This is a genomic window from Phycisphaerae bacterium, from assembly GCA_041652575.1.
GTDB lineage: Bacteria > Planctomycetota > Phycisphaerae > Sedimentisphaerales > UBA12454 > UBA12454.
Window position 1 is genome coordinate 97899 of record JBAZHC010000010.1, and the last position, 17193, is coordinate 115091.

Annotated in this window: 15 protein-coding genes; 3 read left to right on the forward strand and 12 right to left on the reverse strand. The window is 39.4% G+C overall.

Translation table 11 applies throughout. From position 1 onward, the window contains the following. Window positions 1-45 precede the first annotated feature (45 nt). Both WC496_08760 and WC496_08765 read left to right on the forward strand, forming a co-directional pair. On the forward strand, window positions 46-1041 hold the full coding sequence (locus WC496_08760) for an ATP-grasp domain-containing protein (protein MFA5293109.1): 996 nt from the start codon (window positions 46-48) through the stop codon (window positions 1039-1041). A 13-nt stretch (window positions 1042-1054) separates the two neighbouring features. Continuing rightward, window positions 1055-2221, forward strand: coding sequence for an MraY family glycosyltransferase (locus WC496_08765; protein ID MFA5293110.1), 1167 nt, complete (start codon window positions 1055-1057; stop codon window positions 2219-2221). On the opposite strand, the gene WC496_08770 is transcribed toward WC496_08765, so the two are convergent. Genes WC496_08770 through WC496_08815 form a run of 10 tightly spaced genes read right to left on the reverse strand, consistent with a single transcriptional unit; the run spans window position 2187 to window position 13178 of the window. Beyond that, entirely contained in the window at window positions 2187-3518 is a 1332-nt protein-coding gene (locus WC496_08770) for a glycosyltransferase family 39 protein (GenBank protein MFA5293111.1), read from the reverse strand. The genes WC496_08765 and WC496_08770 overlap by 35 nt on opposite strands. A 6-nt stretch (window positions 3519-3524) precedes the next feature. Continuing rightward, on the reverse strand, window positions 3525-5198 hold the full coding sequence (locus tag WC496_08775) for an NAD(P)/FAD-dependent oxidoreductase (protein ID MFA5293112.1): 1674 nt from the start codon (window positions 5196-5198) through the stop codon (window positions 3525-3527). Window positions 5199-5211: 13 nt separating this feature from the next. After that, window positions 5212-6246 carry a WD40 repeat domain-containing protein gene (locus tag WC496_08780; GenBank protein MFA5293113.1) on the reverse strand — a complete coding sequence of 345 codons (1035 nt, stop codon included), beginning with the start codon at window positions 6244-6246 and terminating at the stop codon, window positions 5212-5214. A 2-nt stretch (window positions 6247-6248) separates the two neighbouring features. Continuing rightward, on the reverse strand, window positions 6249-6794 hold the full coding sequence (locus tag WC496_08785) for a GNAT family N-acetyltransferase (GenBank protein MFA5293114.1): 546 nt from the start codon (window positions 6792-6794) through the stop codon (window positions 6249-6251). Between the two features lie 55 nt (window positions 6795-6849). Then, window positions 6850-7713 carry a DUF3473 domain-containing protein gene (locus WC496_08790; GenBank protein MFA5293115.1) on the reverse strand — a complete coding sequence of 288 codons (864 nt, stop codon included), beginning with the start codon at window positions 7711-7713 and terminating at the stop codon, window positions 6850-6852. Then, a complete protein-coding gene (locus WC496_08795; protein ID MFA5293116.1) occupies window positions 7703-8329 on the reverse strand; it encodes a GNAT family N-acetyltransferase in 627 nt (208 codons plus the stop codon). Before WC496_08795 ends, WC496_08790 begins: the two co-directional genes overlap by 11 nt. A 32-nt stretch (window positions 8330-8361) precedes the next feature. After that, the gene (locus tag WC496_08800) at window positions 8362-9573 is read right to left on the reverse strand and encodes an ATP-grasp domain-containing protein (GenBank protein MFA5293117.1); all 1212 of its coding nucleotides are present in this window, start codon (window positions 9571-9573) and stop codon (window positions 8362-8364) included. Further along, window positions 9549-10793 (reverse strand): glycosyltransferase family 4 protein, encoded by a 1245-nt coding sequence (locus WC496_08805; GenBank protein MFA5293118.1) that lies wholly within the window; start codon window positions 10791-10793, stop codon window positions 9549-9551. Before WC496_08805 ends, WC496_08800 begins: the two co-directional genes overlap by 25 nt. 59 nt (window positions 10794-10852) lie before the next feature. After that, entirely contained in the window at window positions 10853-11665 is an 813-nt protein-coding gene (locus WC496_08810; protein MFA5293119.1) for a polysaccharide deacetylase family protein, read from the reverse strand. 46 nt (window positions 11666-11711) lie between these two features. After that, complete coding sequence (locus WC496_08815) at window positions 11712-13178, reverse strand: polysaccharide deacetylase family protein (GenBank protein ID MFA5293120.1); 1467 nt, start codon at window positions 13176-13178, stop codon at window positions 11712-11714. 313 nt (window positions 13179-13491) lie between these two features. Between WC496_08815 and WC496_08820 the strand changes: the two genes are divergently transcribed. After that, the gene (locus WC496_08820; protein ID MFA5293121.1) at window positions 13492-14862 is read left to right on the forward strand and encodes a hypothetical protein; all 1371 of its coding nucleotides are present in this window, start codon (window positions 13492-13494) and stop codon (window positions 14860-14862) included. 8 nt (window positions 14863-14870) lie between these two features. On the opposite strand, the gene WC496_08825 is transcribed toward WC496_08820, so the two are convergent. Together WC496_08825 and WC496_08830 are read right to left on the reverse strand one after the other, a co-directional pair. Continuing rightward, window positions 14871-16019 carry a glycosyltransferase gene (locus WC496_08825; GenBank protein MFA5293122.1) on the reverse strand — a complete coding sequence of 383 codons (1149 nt, stop codon included), beginning with the start codon at window positions 16017-16019 and terminating at the stop codon, window positions 14871-14873. Window positions 16020-16047: 28 nt separating this feature from the next. Then, window positions 16048-17193 (reverse strand): glycosyltransferase (locus tag WC496_08830; protein MFA5293123.1); only part of this gene is annotated, 1146 nt, incomplete at its 5' end.

Genomic DNA, 17193 nt, shown 5'->3' on the forward strand with positions numbered 1-17193 from the left:
TATAATCAGTTAAACTTTCAGTAACTTTCTTTGGTGCTATAACTTATGGTAAGCTACAAAAACCAGAAATGCAAGAATTTTAATGTTCTGTTTACCTGCATCGGCAGAAGGGTGTCGCTGTTAAACAGCTTTAAGAAAGCCGCTAAAGAGCTCAAACTCAACTGTCGGTTTTTTGGTACCGAAACAACCGAACTCAGTTCAGCACTTCAGCTCTGTGACAAAAAATTTATCGTTAAATCCGTAAATCATCAACATTATACCAAACAACTCCTCCAGATAGTAAAACAAAACAACGTAAAGCTTCTTATACCAACTGTCGACCTCGACCTGCAAATTCTTTCCGAAAACAGGGAGAAATTTGCCGCTGCCGGCTGTACAGTGCTGGTTTCAAAACCACAGGCAGTACATATCTGCCAGGATAAGCGAGAAACTTTCAAGTTTCTTGTCAAGAACGATTTCGACACTCCCCAAACTATGGGTGCAAAACAGGCGCTCAGCAAAAAAAATCTCAGGTATCCCTGCTTTTTAAAACCCTGGGACGGTCATGCAAGCAAAGGAAATGCCGCGGCAAAAAATCGTCAGGAGCTCGCCTTTTATACAAAAAAAATCCGGAATTGTATAGTTCAGGAATATATCCGCGGGCAGGAATTTACCTGTGATGTCTATGCGGACTTCGACCTTCAGATAAGATGCGTTGTGCCAAGAAAACGACTCGAAATAAGAGCGGGTGAAGTGAGCAAGAGTAAAGTGATAACGAATTTAAAAATCATGCATCAAACCGCCGAACTGGCAAGAAAACTCGGCGCAGGTCCCGGAGTCATTACCGTTCAATTAATGTTAACCAGAGATAAAAAAATAAAATTTATTGAAATCAACCCCCGCTTCGGTGGAGGAGCGCCATTGTCCATAAAAGCCGGCGCGAACTTCCCAAAGTGGATTCTGGCACATTTTATCAGCAAAAAACCGCAAATTAAATTCGATGGTTTTGAAAACAATCTGACAATGCTGCGATATGACGCAGAAGTCTGGGTGAAACCCTGATGGAGAATATGAAGTGCTTGCAAATATTGTAGGATCACATAAAGATATAAGCTGGATATTGCCGTTCTGGCCGGTATTGCTAATCTCTTTCCTGGCGGCATTGCCGGGAACATGGCTGTGCAAAAAAATCGCTCTTAAATTCGGCGTTGTAGATAAGCCCGATGGAACAGTCAAAACACATGCTCGGCCTATCGCTTATCTGGGAGGGCTCGGCATTCTTTTAGGATTTGCCGCAGGCATTTTAATAGGAATAACTTACCTTGAACAAACCGATATGTTCAGATTATATCTGAAACTGCTTATAGGCATATTGGCCGGCGCATCAGTAGCATGTTTTGTAGGTCTTATTGATGATCTGCTCAATATACGCCCTTTTCAAAAAATACTCGGTCAAATATTGGCGGCCACTTTCCTGATAGCCGTCGGAATCAAACCAAATCTCGGTATTATTTTCGGTCAATTCGGAATAACACTGCCGGCAATACTGGAGGCGATTTTAGGGGTGCCAATAGTTATAATTTTTGTTCTCGGAGCCACGAACTCTCTTAATCTGCTCGACGGTCTCGATGGTTTGTGCGCCGGAGTAACAACTATTATCACTATCGGCATGCTCATTCTTGCCGTCCATATCGGCACATGGAATATATCAAGTGCCGGGGACCATGTTCGCGCAATAGTGGGGCTTGCCCTTGTCGGAGGCACTTTGGGATTTTTGCCCTTCAACAGAGCACCGGCAAAAATATTTATGGGCGATGCAGGCAGTATGCTGCTGGGATTCGTCGTGGCAGCAATGATGATACTGTTTGCTGAAAGACAGCCGCTATGGTGGATGGCATCACTTATGATATTTGGGCTGCCTATTCTCGATACCGCAGTTGCCCTGGCAAGAAGATTGCTAAATAACAGACCGTTATTTCTATCAGACCGCGGCCATATTTACGACCAGATGATAGATAGAGGAATACCATTAAAGAAAACAGTGGCCATTTGTTACGCCCTGGCCGGTATGTATGCATTGATAGGTTTGATAATGTGCCCGCTTAGACATAGATATGCGGCAATCATACTGGCAGTTACCGTGGCAATCTCGGCAATTGTGGTGTGGAAGATGGGGTTTTTGAAAATGGAAGGATTAAGAGGGGCCATTAAGAAAGATTCGAAATTGAAGACTGAAGATTGAAGATTTTTGCAACAACGGAAACCATCCCGGCGGCAGACAAAACACAAAGAAAAGGAATAGTTCCCAGAGTATACAAAGAGTGCCCAATAAAAGTAGCGAATGGAAAATACCAAATCGCATAACAAAATATGCCAAGAAGCAGTAATAATCCTTTTTCTCTAAAAGCAAAAATTCCAATTACTGCAGGAATCCATAAAGCCAAATGGAAGCAGCTTAATCCCCATTGTTCGACCGTTACAGACTTGACGGCAAGAAAAGATTTTGTAAACACGGGAAAATAGTACTCTATCGCATTCAGGATAACTTTTTTTACGAATAAAGCAGGATGATTGCTTATGTTTTCCGTCATTTTCCTGTTTGCAATCTCCTCATACTCTATGTTTTTGAAACCTTTCCACTGCGTCATTGTCACCTCAGTTCCATTTATGCCCATCACTCTTAAGCTTGCGTCAATGTAAGTTTCGCCGGGCTTTTGAGGTTCCGCTTCAATACCTGACCAATGGACATTTCCGTTGAAATAAGCAAGTCCGCCGCCGCCGGAGACGGGAATAAATTTGCCGAACTCAAGCCAGTTTCTATATGTCCATGGTGCGACCAGACAAATCAAAATGATACCTGAAATAATCGCTGTGATAAGCCTGTCCTTGTTTTTGAATAATGAAACAAAGAAAATAAAGCAGATAAAAAAAATCGCAACGGGCAACATGGCAGCGTGAGATAAAACCATCGCGGCACCGGACAGGCCTATAAAAAAAGCATAAGGAACCGGCTTGAAATTATTTTTTTCAAAAAGAGTCTTCGCGACCAGATACGCAAAAATTAAATATAAAAAAGTCTGTAAAATACCCGTCATCGGATTTTTTGCGTTCCAATATACCCATGGATTGACCAGGAAAAGCAGCAAGGCAATTTTCGCAACATTTTGATTGTATAATTGTCCTGCGATTTTAAATATCATCATTCCGATAAGACCGACGAGAATGCTCTGTGGAATTATGATAATATATCGCTGCAAATTCTCCGGGAATAATGCTACCGGCACAAGAAACAAAGGATACATCGGCGGCCGATGAAAGACAGGCGGCCCGTCCTTTTCAAAAACATAACCATCCCCGGCCGCAAGACTTCTTGCGAGCTGAATATAACCATCATTGCCGGCACCGAAATTTTTACTCAGGCCGGTAACAGGCGAAATAACAAAAAGAATTATAAGGCAAAAGAAAAAACACAAAAAAAGCGACAACCAGAATGCCTGTTTATCGCCTGTTGGAACAAATCTTCTTAAAATGCCGGCCATAAAAATTTATTTTCTTTCTACTGTATAAGCTTCAGTTAAATCTTCAACCGATGTCATTTTAGTTTCGTGATAATCCTCTTCGGCATTTACCTGCCAGATATTATCTTTGCTTTCAACGCCTTTGGCAATATTCTCAACCGCCATCATCGCAGTCAGCATCGAATGGTCCTGATTATTATAACGGTGCATGCCGTTTCTGCCGATCAAAAAAAGGTTTGCGAGTTTATCGGTATAATTTCTTATAACATTGAAATTGTCGTAGCTGCCAAAGTATGCAGGATAGGTCTTGGGAACTCTTATAACCACGCTGTCGAGAACATCTATTTCATTAATTATTCCGATTTTTACAAGTTCCGATTCGGCAAACCGTCCAAACACATCATCAGGCATATTCCAAATTTCATCACCTTCATTACAGAAATACTCAAGTCCCAGCCAAACGGTGTTTTCGTCCGCAACCATATAAGGACTCCAGTTGTTAAACACCTGAAGCCTGCCGATTTTTACATCTTTTTCCTGAATATAAATCCAGTTATCAGGAACAATATCATTTACCGTTTTTGTATTCGTATTATTTTTTATCTTCAGTTTTTTAACCAATACCCCTACAGTTACAAAATCCCGATAGCACAGTCCTGCGGCAACTTCTTTTACGCTTTGGGGAACATCCTGCCCCATACTCTCAATCAAATCCTTAACCGGCATAGTAGAAAAAACAAAATCAGCCTGAAACTTTTTAAGCTCTTTTGTTTTTTCGTCTCTGACTGTTACGGAAGCAATTTTGTCCTTCTGGTTATCCAGACTCACGACTTTTTGATTCAGATAAACCATGCCGCCTTTGGATTTAACAATATCAGCGACCATTTCCCATAATTGTCCGGGGCCGTATTTAGGATACAAAAACTGGCTGATAAGACTTGTCTCAATCTCCTTCTGTCCTATCGACATATCTCTGCGAAGGACAGCTTTAACAGCATGTATGACGGCCCTTGTTATCGAAAGGCCTTTTATTCGCTGGGCGCCCCATTGGGGATTGATTTTATCGCAGCTTATCCCCCAGACTTTTTCAGTATAATCCTTAAAAAAAGTTTTATATAATTCCCTGCCGAAGCGATTAATTAAAAAATCTTCAAGTGATTTTTCTTTTTTTATTTTAAAGATTCTCGCCTTAATATAGCTAAGACCTATTTTAAAAGTTCTGAAAATTCCTAAATTAGCTATAGTTGTAAGGGTCAACGATATCGGATAATCAAAAAACTTTCGTAAAAAAAGTATTCTCGAAAGTCTTTTGCGAATCAACATAACTTTATCTGTTTTTTCAGGGTCTGCTTCGATTTTTACACTGCCCCCGGCCAGTTTCTTTCTGCTGTTTTCATACTCAAGCAGTATTTCTTCGATTGTCGGAATTTTTCTCTGCAGCCGTATATCGTCTTTAGCCGGCGATGTTTGAACCGGCATTAAATCGAACCAGAATTTCATTACTCTATCGGATTTCGAGAAAAAGCGATGGCCGCCGATATCGATGCGGTTGCCTTTATAGTTTACGGTTTTGGATATGCCGCCAATATCTCCGCTTTGCTCAAAAACAATTGGCTTAATATCGGTTTTATTGAGTAATTCGAAAGCTGCTGTCAGACCTGCCGGCCCCGCTCCAATTATTATTGCTGTTTTTTGCGGCATACGTTCCTATCAATTATTTGTTGAGTTGCGGTACTTTCCAGATTTTTATTTCAGGGGCGACCAAACAACCTGTGGCAAGATATTTTGAGTCAGGTGAAAACGCAATGCCGGAAACAGTCAGGTCACTTGCATATATTTTGCCTATTTCCTTATCTGCCGCCCAGCCCCAGAACCATACTATTCTGGCAGGTTCGGTATCTGCTGCAAGGATTTTACCGTCGGGGCTTATTGCTATACTTGAAATATTCTGCTTCTGATGTGTCGGAGTATTGTATTGGGGAATTTCATAGGTTCTCAGAATATTTCCTGTGATTGCATCCAAGGCTATAATAAATCTGACTTTTTCGGCTATATAAATGGTTTTGCCATCAGGCGAAAATTCCGCACAGGTAAATCTGCCGTATTCGTCAAAGGTCTTCTCCCATAGTATTTTTTCGCTTTTTACATCTTTCACAAAAGCCCAGGCTTTTTCTTTCCGGCCGACACCAGTGATTAAATTACCATTATTAGTTATATCAAAATCGTCTAATGAAAAATTTTCTTCTTTTGCATCATTTTGGAACACAAAGAACAAATCCATTAAATTAGAATCAAATACAGCTAATTTCAGCCAGTCTTTTCCATCGACAAGCATTGAAACTGCACCAAATTTGCCGTTTGATGAAGTTTTTATCTTTTTACATTCAGCCCCATAAGGCAAAGACAAACTCAATAGTTCTTTGTCTGCCTTCAAATCAGTTATGACAAGTTTCCCGATACCGGCCGTCGCATAGATCATCCTGTCGTCGGCAATCGTCGTTACTACATTTGACGCCGGCTTTGCAACAACGGGCCAAATAGATAAATCTTTCCATTGCCAGGTAAAAACATGATTTTCCTTCGAGATAACAGAAAGTTTATCGCCAACAGTAATAACACTATCAGTACCTTCTATCGGCCCCTGAAGCTGACGTACAAGATTGCTCTTGAAGTTGGAAAAAATTATTAGAGACAGGAGACCGGCTAAAATTATAACTACAACTACAACCTTTCTATGTTTTCTGTTCATAATTATTGTTCTTTCGTCAAATCCCTGACATAAACATTACTTCTAATGCCGTGGCTGTCAATTTTCATATTTAATTCAAAACTGCATTTTTTGTATAATTTATTTGCAGCCTCGTTATCGGCAGCCACTAACACTTTAACTTTATCAATGCCGTGTTTTCGGCATTCCTCAAAACCGGCATCAACAAGCTGTTTTGCAATTCCCATTCCTCTGCCATCAGGCGCTACGGCTATTGAGAGCAGTTCAGCGTCCGGCAAATCCATCTCTTTCATTTTCCCGGGATAGAATAGATTTGCCCATATCTTTTTAACAGTCTGCACAGACATCAATTTTTTCACAAGAATAAAAAAAAACTTAAATCCCTTTTTTAATATCACATATTTATATAATTGGGACAAGTTGGTAGAAAACGCAACAAAACCGAGTACCTTATCGTCTTCAACAGCAACAAAGCCGAAGCTGTTTTTATCCTCTGCGATAGCTTCATATAACTCCGCTATAAACCGCTTCCCCAATGAACTGATAAATCCGGTTGGAATGCCCTGCATGTGCAACACCGCACATTCTCCCGCGTACTTCGATTGCAATCTATGGATCATTCTGTCAAAAGTCCCTTAATATATCTTTTATAGTTGAAAACCTGAAATCAGAAAGCAGTTTCTCAACTTTACTTTTTACGGTATTCCTGTTTCTCATCTGCAATCTATGGAATTTCAAGGCGACTGTCTTTTCCTGTCCGGTAAGATTATCTAATTTCAGTAACATTATATCAGAGTCAATTTCATAAGGATGCATATAAACAACAGCTGGACGATTCTTTTGAATATGATTAATCGCCCACTTTGTATAAAAATATGGAAAATGCCTCATATAGCCGCCGCCGATGCCAAGTTCTTTTATACCCAATGATATTGCTGACATAGGCACTTCGATAATATTTTGCCCACTTGGCAATAACATCCTGTGAATTTCTTTTTTGAAGCCCGGCCAGCCGTAACGTTTGCCGGCCCTCGGCGATACGCTTGAATCATATTTATAATCAAGCTCCGCTAATACTTCCAATGCCCATTGAGTATCTTTATTTATAGAAAATGCAGGCGCTCGATGGCCAATAATATTTTGACCTGATAAATCTTCGAGCAATTTTTTGGCATCTCCGACTTCCTTTTTGAAATCATCTTTTGAAAGCTTGAATATTTGATGATGATAAAAACCATGAACAGCGATTTCGTGACCTTGGCCGGCTATTTCTCTTATTAATTTAGGGAAGCTCTGTGCGACTTCGCCAAGAATGAAAAACGTAGCTTTCGTATTATGCTCTTTTAAGGTTTGCAAATACCACATGGTATTATTTAATACCGCTTCAGTGGGTTTAACAGCAGAAATATTTAACCAGTCCCGCTGTAATATCGCCCAGTAGTCTTCAACGTCAATTGTTAATGCATTTATTATCCTGTCAGTCTGCATTTAGATTAAAAACCTTCCTTAATAATCGATGTATATATGAACCTGGATTATATTCTCCTATAAATCTGAATCCCGCTTTTTCTATTCCACCCAAGGAAGCCTTATTAAAGGATTTCGAACTTATATAAACTTTTCTAAACCCTCTTTCTCTCAATACAAACTTCAGTTGTTCCAAGAGAAATGCATATACTCCCTTCCGGCGATGATTGCGTAACGTCCTGCATTTATGTATTACGCAGTCGTGTTCCATCAAACTGAAGTTGCAATATACTAAAGGCCCTTTTTTGACCCATCCCCATCCGGCAAGACAGTTATTTCTATATATTACAGCTATATATTCTTTGGCGGCAACAACTCTGTCTCTGTCTTTTCTGACTAAGCCCTCTCCTTTTATTTTGGCATACTCCACCGAAATAGCATCATAACTTTTGCAGTCATCTATCAAATGAAATTCTAACCCAAAATCATCAGGTTTCAATTTGTCCTGATTTTGAGAATCCAGTTCCATTGAATATACTTTTTCGCTTCCGTCGCAAAGCAATTTCATAAAGAAACCAATCCCCCCTTTTATCCCCCAAAGCCTGAAATAAAATCTCATCTTCTCAAAAAATATCATAAAGAAACCTTACAAAAACTATTTATACTATTCTAACGCCTGAACCGGTAAAGAAATCTGTGAGGTTTTGCCAAAAGTAACAGGTTTTCCAATATATAACCCAATAAGGGGCCATAATCATTCGCTTCAAAAAGAGTATGTGTAACATCATTCCTAAATGAAGCCAAGAATCCCGGTTTAGCCTTAAAGCGCTCAGGCGAACTCAGAAACCACATTAAATCTGTTGGTAAAAACCGAAAATATTTATCTTCAATATAATCTTTTATTGCTGAAAATGTTTCTCCCATTGCAAGCTTATATAAATAATACGGCATATCTACACCAACCGCGTTGCATATTCCGTGCATTTCGCCAAACCTTGGATTAATTTCAAGAAATTTCAAAATACCATCCTCGGAATCTTCGATCCAATCTATATTACTTATTCCATAATATCCGATAGATTTGAGCAATTTAGCCGAGTTATTATATAAATCCGAGTTATGAATCGAACGGCTAAGCGTACTTGCTCCGCCCTTAACGGGAAAAAAACGTACTTTTTCGCTTGCAACCGCAGCAACTGAATTGAACTGTTTATCTAACAGCATATCTACTACATACTGTCGTGCCGGATGTTCTATAAATTTTTGAACAAACATCCGGTACTTGCTTTTCTGAGCAGATTTCCATACCTTTTCAAGTTCAATAGGTGAATTAACACGGATAATACCACGAGCGCCAACTCCAATATTAGGTTTTATTACCAGAGGAAATCTTGCCGACTTGATAACACTATCGAGACCTGTTTCGTCAGGATACCAGCTTTGGGGAATCGGTACACAAACTGCTTCGGCAGCTTTATTCGCCTGTATCTTATCATAAGCAATCACAAAACTCGAATGTTCGGATACAAATAAATTTGTGTATTGTCGCAGTTCCTCCTGATATCTTGAGACAAGCTCAACACCTGCATTCCCGAGCGGAAATAACATTTTTGTTTTATTTAATCGTAAATAGTTAAGCAGCCATTCTATAAACTCATCAGGGTTATTCTCAATAGGAGGATAAATCAGTCGTTTTTTAAGGCCTTTGACGAAAAAACCGGCGCAATAACGATGATCAGAGGCAGCTGCCACTTCCAATCCATGCCCTAAAAGTGATTTTATAACTGCAACCGCAGCGCGGGCATGTGATTCAATAACTAATACGGTCTGACAGGAAGTCGATTTCTTATCAGTGTCTATTTTCGACTCTTTTCCAGGCATAAACAAATAAAATCCAACACTTTCTTCGCTAATATATTTCTGTTAAACTCTGTTTCGGCAAGTTCCCGAGAATTCCTGGACATTACTCGATGTAATTCTGAATCTCTCTCAATTCTAAACACATTTTCCAGAAATTCCTCATCATTAAAAATATCACATCCAAGACCGGCATTATATCGTTCAATTACATTCCTTTGCCAACCGCCATAGTTCAGAAGTACCGGCAAACCACAGGCCAAATAATCGAAAAATTTGTTGGCACTATTAAACTGCATATGCGGCATTTTTTTTATACTGACTAATCCCGCATCACATGCAGGCAGAATACGTGCCAATTCTTTTTTAGGCAACGGATTCACAAACAAAACATTATCGAGCTTATGCTCTGAAACTATTTTTTGCAGCCTTGGCTTCTCTTTACCATCTCCTATTAATAAAAAGCAAATTCGAGGATGTCGCTCTTTAATCTGACAGGCTGCTTCTATTATTCGATCCAAACCATTAACCGGTCCTATCGCTCCAGCATGAACAATCACAAATTTACTTTCCAGCCCTAATTCTAATTTTATTTTTCGTTTTTCAATTTCCGCCACGGGACGAAACAGTTCGGTATCGGAACAATTGGCTGCCGTAAGAGTTTTTTGACTGTCCCCTGTAACATTATCTATGTAACCTTTCATATCAGTTGAAAGCGCTACAATACCTGCTGCATTTTTGTAAATAAATTTTTCAACCCACAGTGAAAATTTTATCAAAAGTCTGGTTTTAATCAATCCCCAGGCAATATAGCCTCTCGGCTGCAAATCACGTACTTCGAAAACAAAAGGAATATTTTTCAAGGCTTTATTAATTAGTGCCGGCCCTGCGACAGTTATTGGAGTACTGGTCGCAAAAACAATGTCAATGTTTTTAAGTTTTAATAATTGTATGGTAGCCAGAAAAAGAAAATAAAAAAAAGACCATATTCGCTTAATCTTGCTCATTTTCTGGCCATAAGAAACATTTAAGACTATAACTTCTATCCCATCTATACAAAATTGACTGACTGTTCTGCTTATTTTTTGCGACTGTTTAAGTTCATCTTCAGACAATTGAGAAACAGAGGTTATTACAGTAACTTCGTGCCCTGCCTTTACCCACCTCCGGGCAAATTCATAACTTCGCGTACCGGTCTTGCCGTGTGGAGTCGAAAAGTATTGATGTATATAAGCCAACTTCATCTGGAATTTCTTTCTGATATTTGTTAAAAATCTAGTATGCCTATTGCTTGCAAAACAGTTTAAGCGATATTTTTTAAAAACCGGAATATCTTTTTGCGAATCAACAACCAGTATTTAGGACCAAGCAGACGCTTAGGCACTCCTTTAATTATCGTTTTTCTTCTACGACGTGCAATTTCCTTTTGACTGATTGATTCAATAAACCTGTCAAGGTTCCAATTACCATCAACATTCAGACGAGGCAAACCATACAGGTTCGACCCTTTGATTATATCTCCAGGAACAGAATACCACACAGTTTCATAGCCAACTTCTTCTGCGATACGCATTACTTTTTTGTTATACCAGTTACCCGGCACAGCAAGGTGTTTAATTGGGCGTCCGAGTATTTGTTCAAGCCTTTTTCGAGATTCCGCTAATTCGGTGTAAATCTCATCATTGCAAAGAGCTACCAAGGGACGGTGTGTTAGTGTATGAGATTCAAAATTCAAAGCTGTTCCGTCAATATCGGCCAACTGTTTATCGCTTAATCTTTTGTCGTCGTTATGGTCTAAGTTAAAAACGAAGCTGTCATCGTTAATAGTCACAAATACTGTAGCACAAGCACTGTATTTCTGCAAAATCGGAATGGCCTTTAAGATGCTCTGGCAACCATCATCAAATGTTAAAAGTGCTGAAAGACCATTCAATTCCATTTTGCCTTTAACAAAATCTACAACCTCCGCTGGTGTCACAAAAGTATAACCCGACTCTTTCAGATATTTTACCTGCTCCTCAAATTTTCCCACAGCAACAGATAAGACTCGTTCACTGCCTTCTAATTTATTATATTCTTTCGGTTCTACCAATCTATGATACATCAGGGTAATCATATAAAATCTTCGTCTTATTTATAAAGAAATGCCTCTGATATAAAGTTTATTCAATCTGCCTTGCTCTCAACATATCGGCCGCAGTTATCACCTCAATTTGCCCGCTGTCTCTGGCGGCAGCAACAGCATCAATAAAACATTTTAACTGGTCAAAAGTCCAGGTATTGCCCCCAAACCCAGCCTTATGGAAATACACAATAGCCGGTCCCTCATCAGCAATTGCTGCGTTAAGAGCGTTTAATGAGCCGGAAATATTATCACCAGATGAAACAAAAAAGAAATCCGGACTGTACCATTGTGAAGTTTTATCATTTCCGCTCGGATTTGTCGTCAGCCGAAGTTGGTCCACATACCCACCCCTCAGAAAGAGACAGATTCCTGTATTGTTCGGCTTCCATGCCGAGCTCCCTGATGGCAGTGCCAGAAGCCTTGCTCCATCTGCAAAGCCGTTTGCATTTAACCATTCAGACGCCATTGTTACTCCATCGACCATATCTTCATCACTGCTGAGCCTCCATTCAGTATGGTTCCATGTATGATTTGCGATTAAATGCCCCGCCTCATGCATTTCTGTCAGTTGGCTCAGAGTCAAATATCCTTGAGCCCCAACAAAAGCAGGATTAACGTAAAAAGTTGCCGGCATACCTTTACTTGTCAAATAGGCCGCGTAATTATAACACTCTGCGTAACCGTTATCAAAATGTATCTGGAAAGTCGCCCTTCCCGGCCTTTGTAGAAACTCCAGTTGGCCGACAGTAACAGATGGGGTTTTATCGTCATATTTCTTTTCAACCCTAATATCGATTCTGTATATATTCCCCCAAGAGAAAGTCCCACTTCCTCCAGTAGCAAACTGTGATGGGCTTATCGTACAGACATACCATCCCGGCCAGTTATTATTTAATCCGGCAAAATATCCCGTGCGATAAGCGCCCGATTTGCTGAATGCCCGTATCATTAGTCGTGTTATATTAGAGCAGATGGAGTTTCCACTTCCTTCATGAAAATACACTTTTGCCCGAAAATATGGGTCATTGCCATTAATATCTCTCATGTCTGCTGGTACAGGAAAAACACGTTCTATTTGGCCGCATTTTTCGCCGTGAGTTCCCGGCGTTGTTACTATTTTCAATGCCCTTTTAACATCCGTATAATAAACAACATTATTATAGTCATAAGTTAATACACAATCGTATCTGGTAGCCCACCCTGATGTGTCATTGCACGGAAGAACGCATATCCGCTCCAATTCATCGCTGTCTGCCTTAAAATAATCAATCTCCTCACACTGAATGAGATTTGGTTCTGGGAGACTGGGTGCGATGAGATTAAAACCAGGTCTCCACTCTTCGGCAAGGATGGTGAAATCAAGGGTATTGACCTTTTTGTCATTGTTTAAATCTGCTCTCAGCATATTTATTGGAGGAGGATTCGAATCAGTTTCAAGCCACTCTCTCGTAAGGATGGCGAAATCAAGGGCATCAACCCTCTCATCATTGTTCAAATCCGCCACTAATTCACCAAAACAAATACCCCAAAAAAATAAAACGAAGATCCCCACAATTCTTTTGTCAAAGTCGCTCCACCTTCCACACTCTAAATTTCGACTTTTCATAACACAGCTTGGTTATAAAAAACCATAGACTACTAATTCTGATTTTTGCCGGTCATCCATTTTTATACACCTCTAATAGCAGAGAAATAGCAAAATGATTTCAAAACTATATTGCGTTTATTATAATAAAACTATATTTTAAAAACAAGATTGTTCTGGTCTCAAACAAGAATTTCAGGATAAGCTACGAAATAAAGCGTTAGGATGATAATTGGAATACAAAAAAAGGATATTAGGGCTCAACAATATGACCATAAGAAACCTGTTTCGTTCTATATTGCCGGCCATTATTATCTTGGCTTTTGATACGCCCTCCAATGCTATTGGGCTTATAGATATTAATTCAACTCCAGTACCTCAATTGAACCAGCAGTGGCCGCCACTATCTGCAGAAAATAATACCTTATTATTCCAGAGAATAATTGCCACTTTTAACAATAAATACAAGACACGCATCGCTAAAACAAGCCATAACGATCCAGCGGATAAATATTCGGTTTATTATCTTCGCCAGGAGCTTCAGGCCCTTATTGACATGTGGCGAGCAACGAATGACAATGTATATCTTAACAAAGCCAAATTTCTCGTTTTAAAAAGCATTGATGCCTCAGTTTCAAGCCAACGGCAATTGCTTTGGCACAATCAACCCCGCGGCACATGGCCTTGTTTTTTTTCTAAGGAACTTGAAAAAATAACTGGCGGTCATGGTCAACTCTGGGATTTTCAGGGGGCTGCCGGTTTTATGATGGTAGCTGTTGCTCTTAAGCAAAATCAGGATTCTGACTGGCGTAAAATAGCTGATTTTGTTGAAGCAAACATTATAACAAAATGGCTGTTTTACAATCCCTCTATAAAACCGGAATATTATTCAAGTCCCGAATCTAACAAAACAATTCTGACTGTTTTGGATGGAGCCAGAGACAAACGGGAACACTTCGCATCCATCTGTATGAACCTTAATTCCCTGGGATATAACAAATATCCTTATCAGCAATGGGCCGTTTTGCTGGTAAATATATATCTGAGCGAAAAACCAGATTCGAACTCAATTTGTCCTGTTTCAGGAATACCCAACCAAACTGTACCAAAAGACTGGGGTGTAACACCTAACAAACTCACAAACGGTTATATATGGTATTGGATGATTGACTGGAAAAACCAATTGCTTTCTATTCAAGATACTTCGCACGCCAACCGCACAGTCTGGCTTGCAACAAAAGCATATTCTGAAAACATGTTAGACACCAATCGTCTAAACAGATTCATAAATACCTTCAAGTATCAGGTATGGGCAAAAAATAAAGGGCCCTTTTATTTCAACAATTATATTGACGGTACTGACACTAAAGCCCAACAACTTGGTCCCGGCAAGAATGGCAACGTCTGGTTCGGCTGGCATCGGCTGGCTGCTTATGACGACGTATTAAAAGATTTATATATATCTATCGCGTATGATCTTACAAATGGCGGGGGCAACATCCCTGACTCACAGAACAAGCAAATGGAAGAGGCCCCACTTTGTTTTTTGGCCTGGGCCGCAAGATTATTAGCTCCTAATGGCCAGCCACAGTTATTTCCATAAAGCTGATATTAAGTGCTCAGCATATCCTGATAACATTTCAGCAAAACTTTAAATTCCATATCCCAGTTATATTTATTTTTAACTGCTTCAATACCTCTTCTTCCCATATTTTCCAGTTCCTGCGGATTATTAAGCATCTGTTCACAAACATTTACTATTTGGTCTATGTTAAACGGATCGACCATTTTCCCGGTTTTTTCTCCTTCGACATATGGTGCCCAGTGTTCAAAATTTGACGACAGTATTGGCGTTCCACACATCATGTACTCCACCATTTTCCCTGCAAGACAAAAGGTGTAATTCGGGATTGGATCCAGAATTGAAAGCCCTATAACGGCTTTTGAAGTAATTCCCATGGCCTGTTGATAATCCATAAAGCCTGTAACGCTCACCGTATCCTGAAGATTCATTTGTTTTACTTCATCTTTGAGTTGCACAATAAAACTTTCGTCATAAGCTCCTCCGATAATCATAATTTTGAAACGATGCCCACGCTCTATAAGCTTTTGCGCCATAACAAGATATGTAAAAGCGCCTCTGGTTTTTGAAACGGTACCAACATAAACAAGCAACGGCGATTTAAACCGTTGGCTCATATCCATGGCATTTGAGATAATATTTTCATCGATCTGTGGGAAGTTGCGCACAAGGTAACATTTGTGATATTCATTAACGCTTCTGTCGTTTGCCACAATCAATCTGATCCCCGTAAGGCATATTTTCTCGATAATCTTATAACAGCATGACACTATTTTTCTAGTCCATTTTGGCAGATATTCTTTCCCCAAAATTTGTCGTGAAGTCGATTCTCTCATATCAAAAACAACTTTCTTCCCTAAAATCCACCTCAGTAAAAAACCTGCCATCAACAATTCAGGATCATGGAAATGATAAATATCAGCTCTCGTTCGTAATGCTGTGATCATTGTTTTCCATGGCATAAAAATAATGCGTATAAATCTGTTATTTGGCTTATGCACCTTATGAAAATAAACTCCCCCTTTTTCGAAGGATTCGTCACACGGTAAAACCGCATGTACTTCGAAGCCTTCTTTAACCAGTGATTTTGCCTCACGATGGTAGAGCCGGACATTATCAGGCCCCTGAACTGTTGAGAATAGACATACTTTAATTTTTTTATTTGAATTAAAAATCATTTAATTTAGAATCGTAGTCCAACTAACTCTATATTTTTATATCTCTGCCGCTCTGAATAATTCCGGAAAAAAATTCCAATATTTTTTCTGAGTTTCTCTGCAGCCCAAATTTTTCCTCGGCTCTTTTTCTGGACTCAATACACATTTTCTTTCTAAGTTTCGTATCATCAGCTATTTTAATAATAGCATTTGTCAACTCTTCAATATTTTTTGGTTCAATCAATGTCGCCCCCTTACAATCACCAATTGCTTCCGGTAGACCCCCGACTTTTGTAGCAACAATCGGCAAGCCACAGGCCATCGCCTCCATTACACTATTAGGCATTCCTTCAGAATAAGAAGGCAGAATAAATATATCACTTGCTTGCATCCATTTGTGAACTTCTTGAGAATCAACTATGCCCATTATTTTTATTACTTCACCTGCCTCGGCTTTTTTTATTGCAACTCTCATTTTTTCTTCTTCTCTGCCATATCCGCAGATTATAAATTGAACATTAGGCATTTTTCTGCTTATCCTGATAAACGCCTCAACCATCTCGTGGACACCCTTTGCAACCTTGAATGTTCCCACATAAAGAACCGTAAGTTTGTCTTCTATTCCTAATAACTTTCTGATTGGGAATTTGTCAATAACGGGAGAAAATTCATTCAAGTCGACAACACCGTAAATCATCAGAGGTTTACGTCCGCTTAATTCAATTATATTTGAAGCTACTTTAGCTCCGCTGCTTATGATTCCATTTAATTTACGAAGTATCCAGATCATGTCTTTTTTGAAAACAATACTATCATTAGGATAAATATTTATCTCATCACCAGCTCCTACTCCAACAACAGGTATTTTAAGTGTTTCAGAAAGACGCACAGCAGCGTACCCTTCGGGAAATAAAAAACGCGCATATATGATATCGAAAGGTTTTTTTTGGTGAAGCTTTATAACTTGTTTTCTCACTGCCATAAATACTGCAATGAAAGCCCAATGACGAAACCATTTGCCAGGCAATCTAAAATAGGGCGCCGAGATAGCTTTTATACCCTTAAATTCACATCGCCATTGATGATTATATATCCGCCATCTTTGAAAATTACTGAGAAATTTAGGGCATTTAACCATAGGCACTATAACCTCAATATCTGCACCTTGCTTTTCCATTTCTTCAAGCTGTCTGGC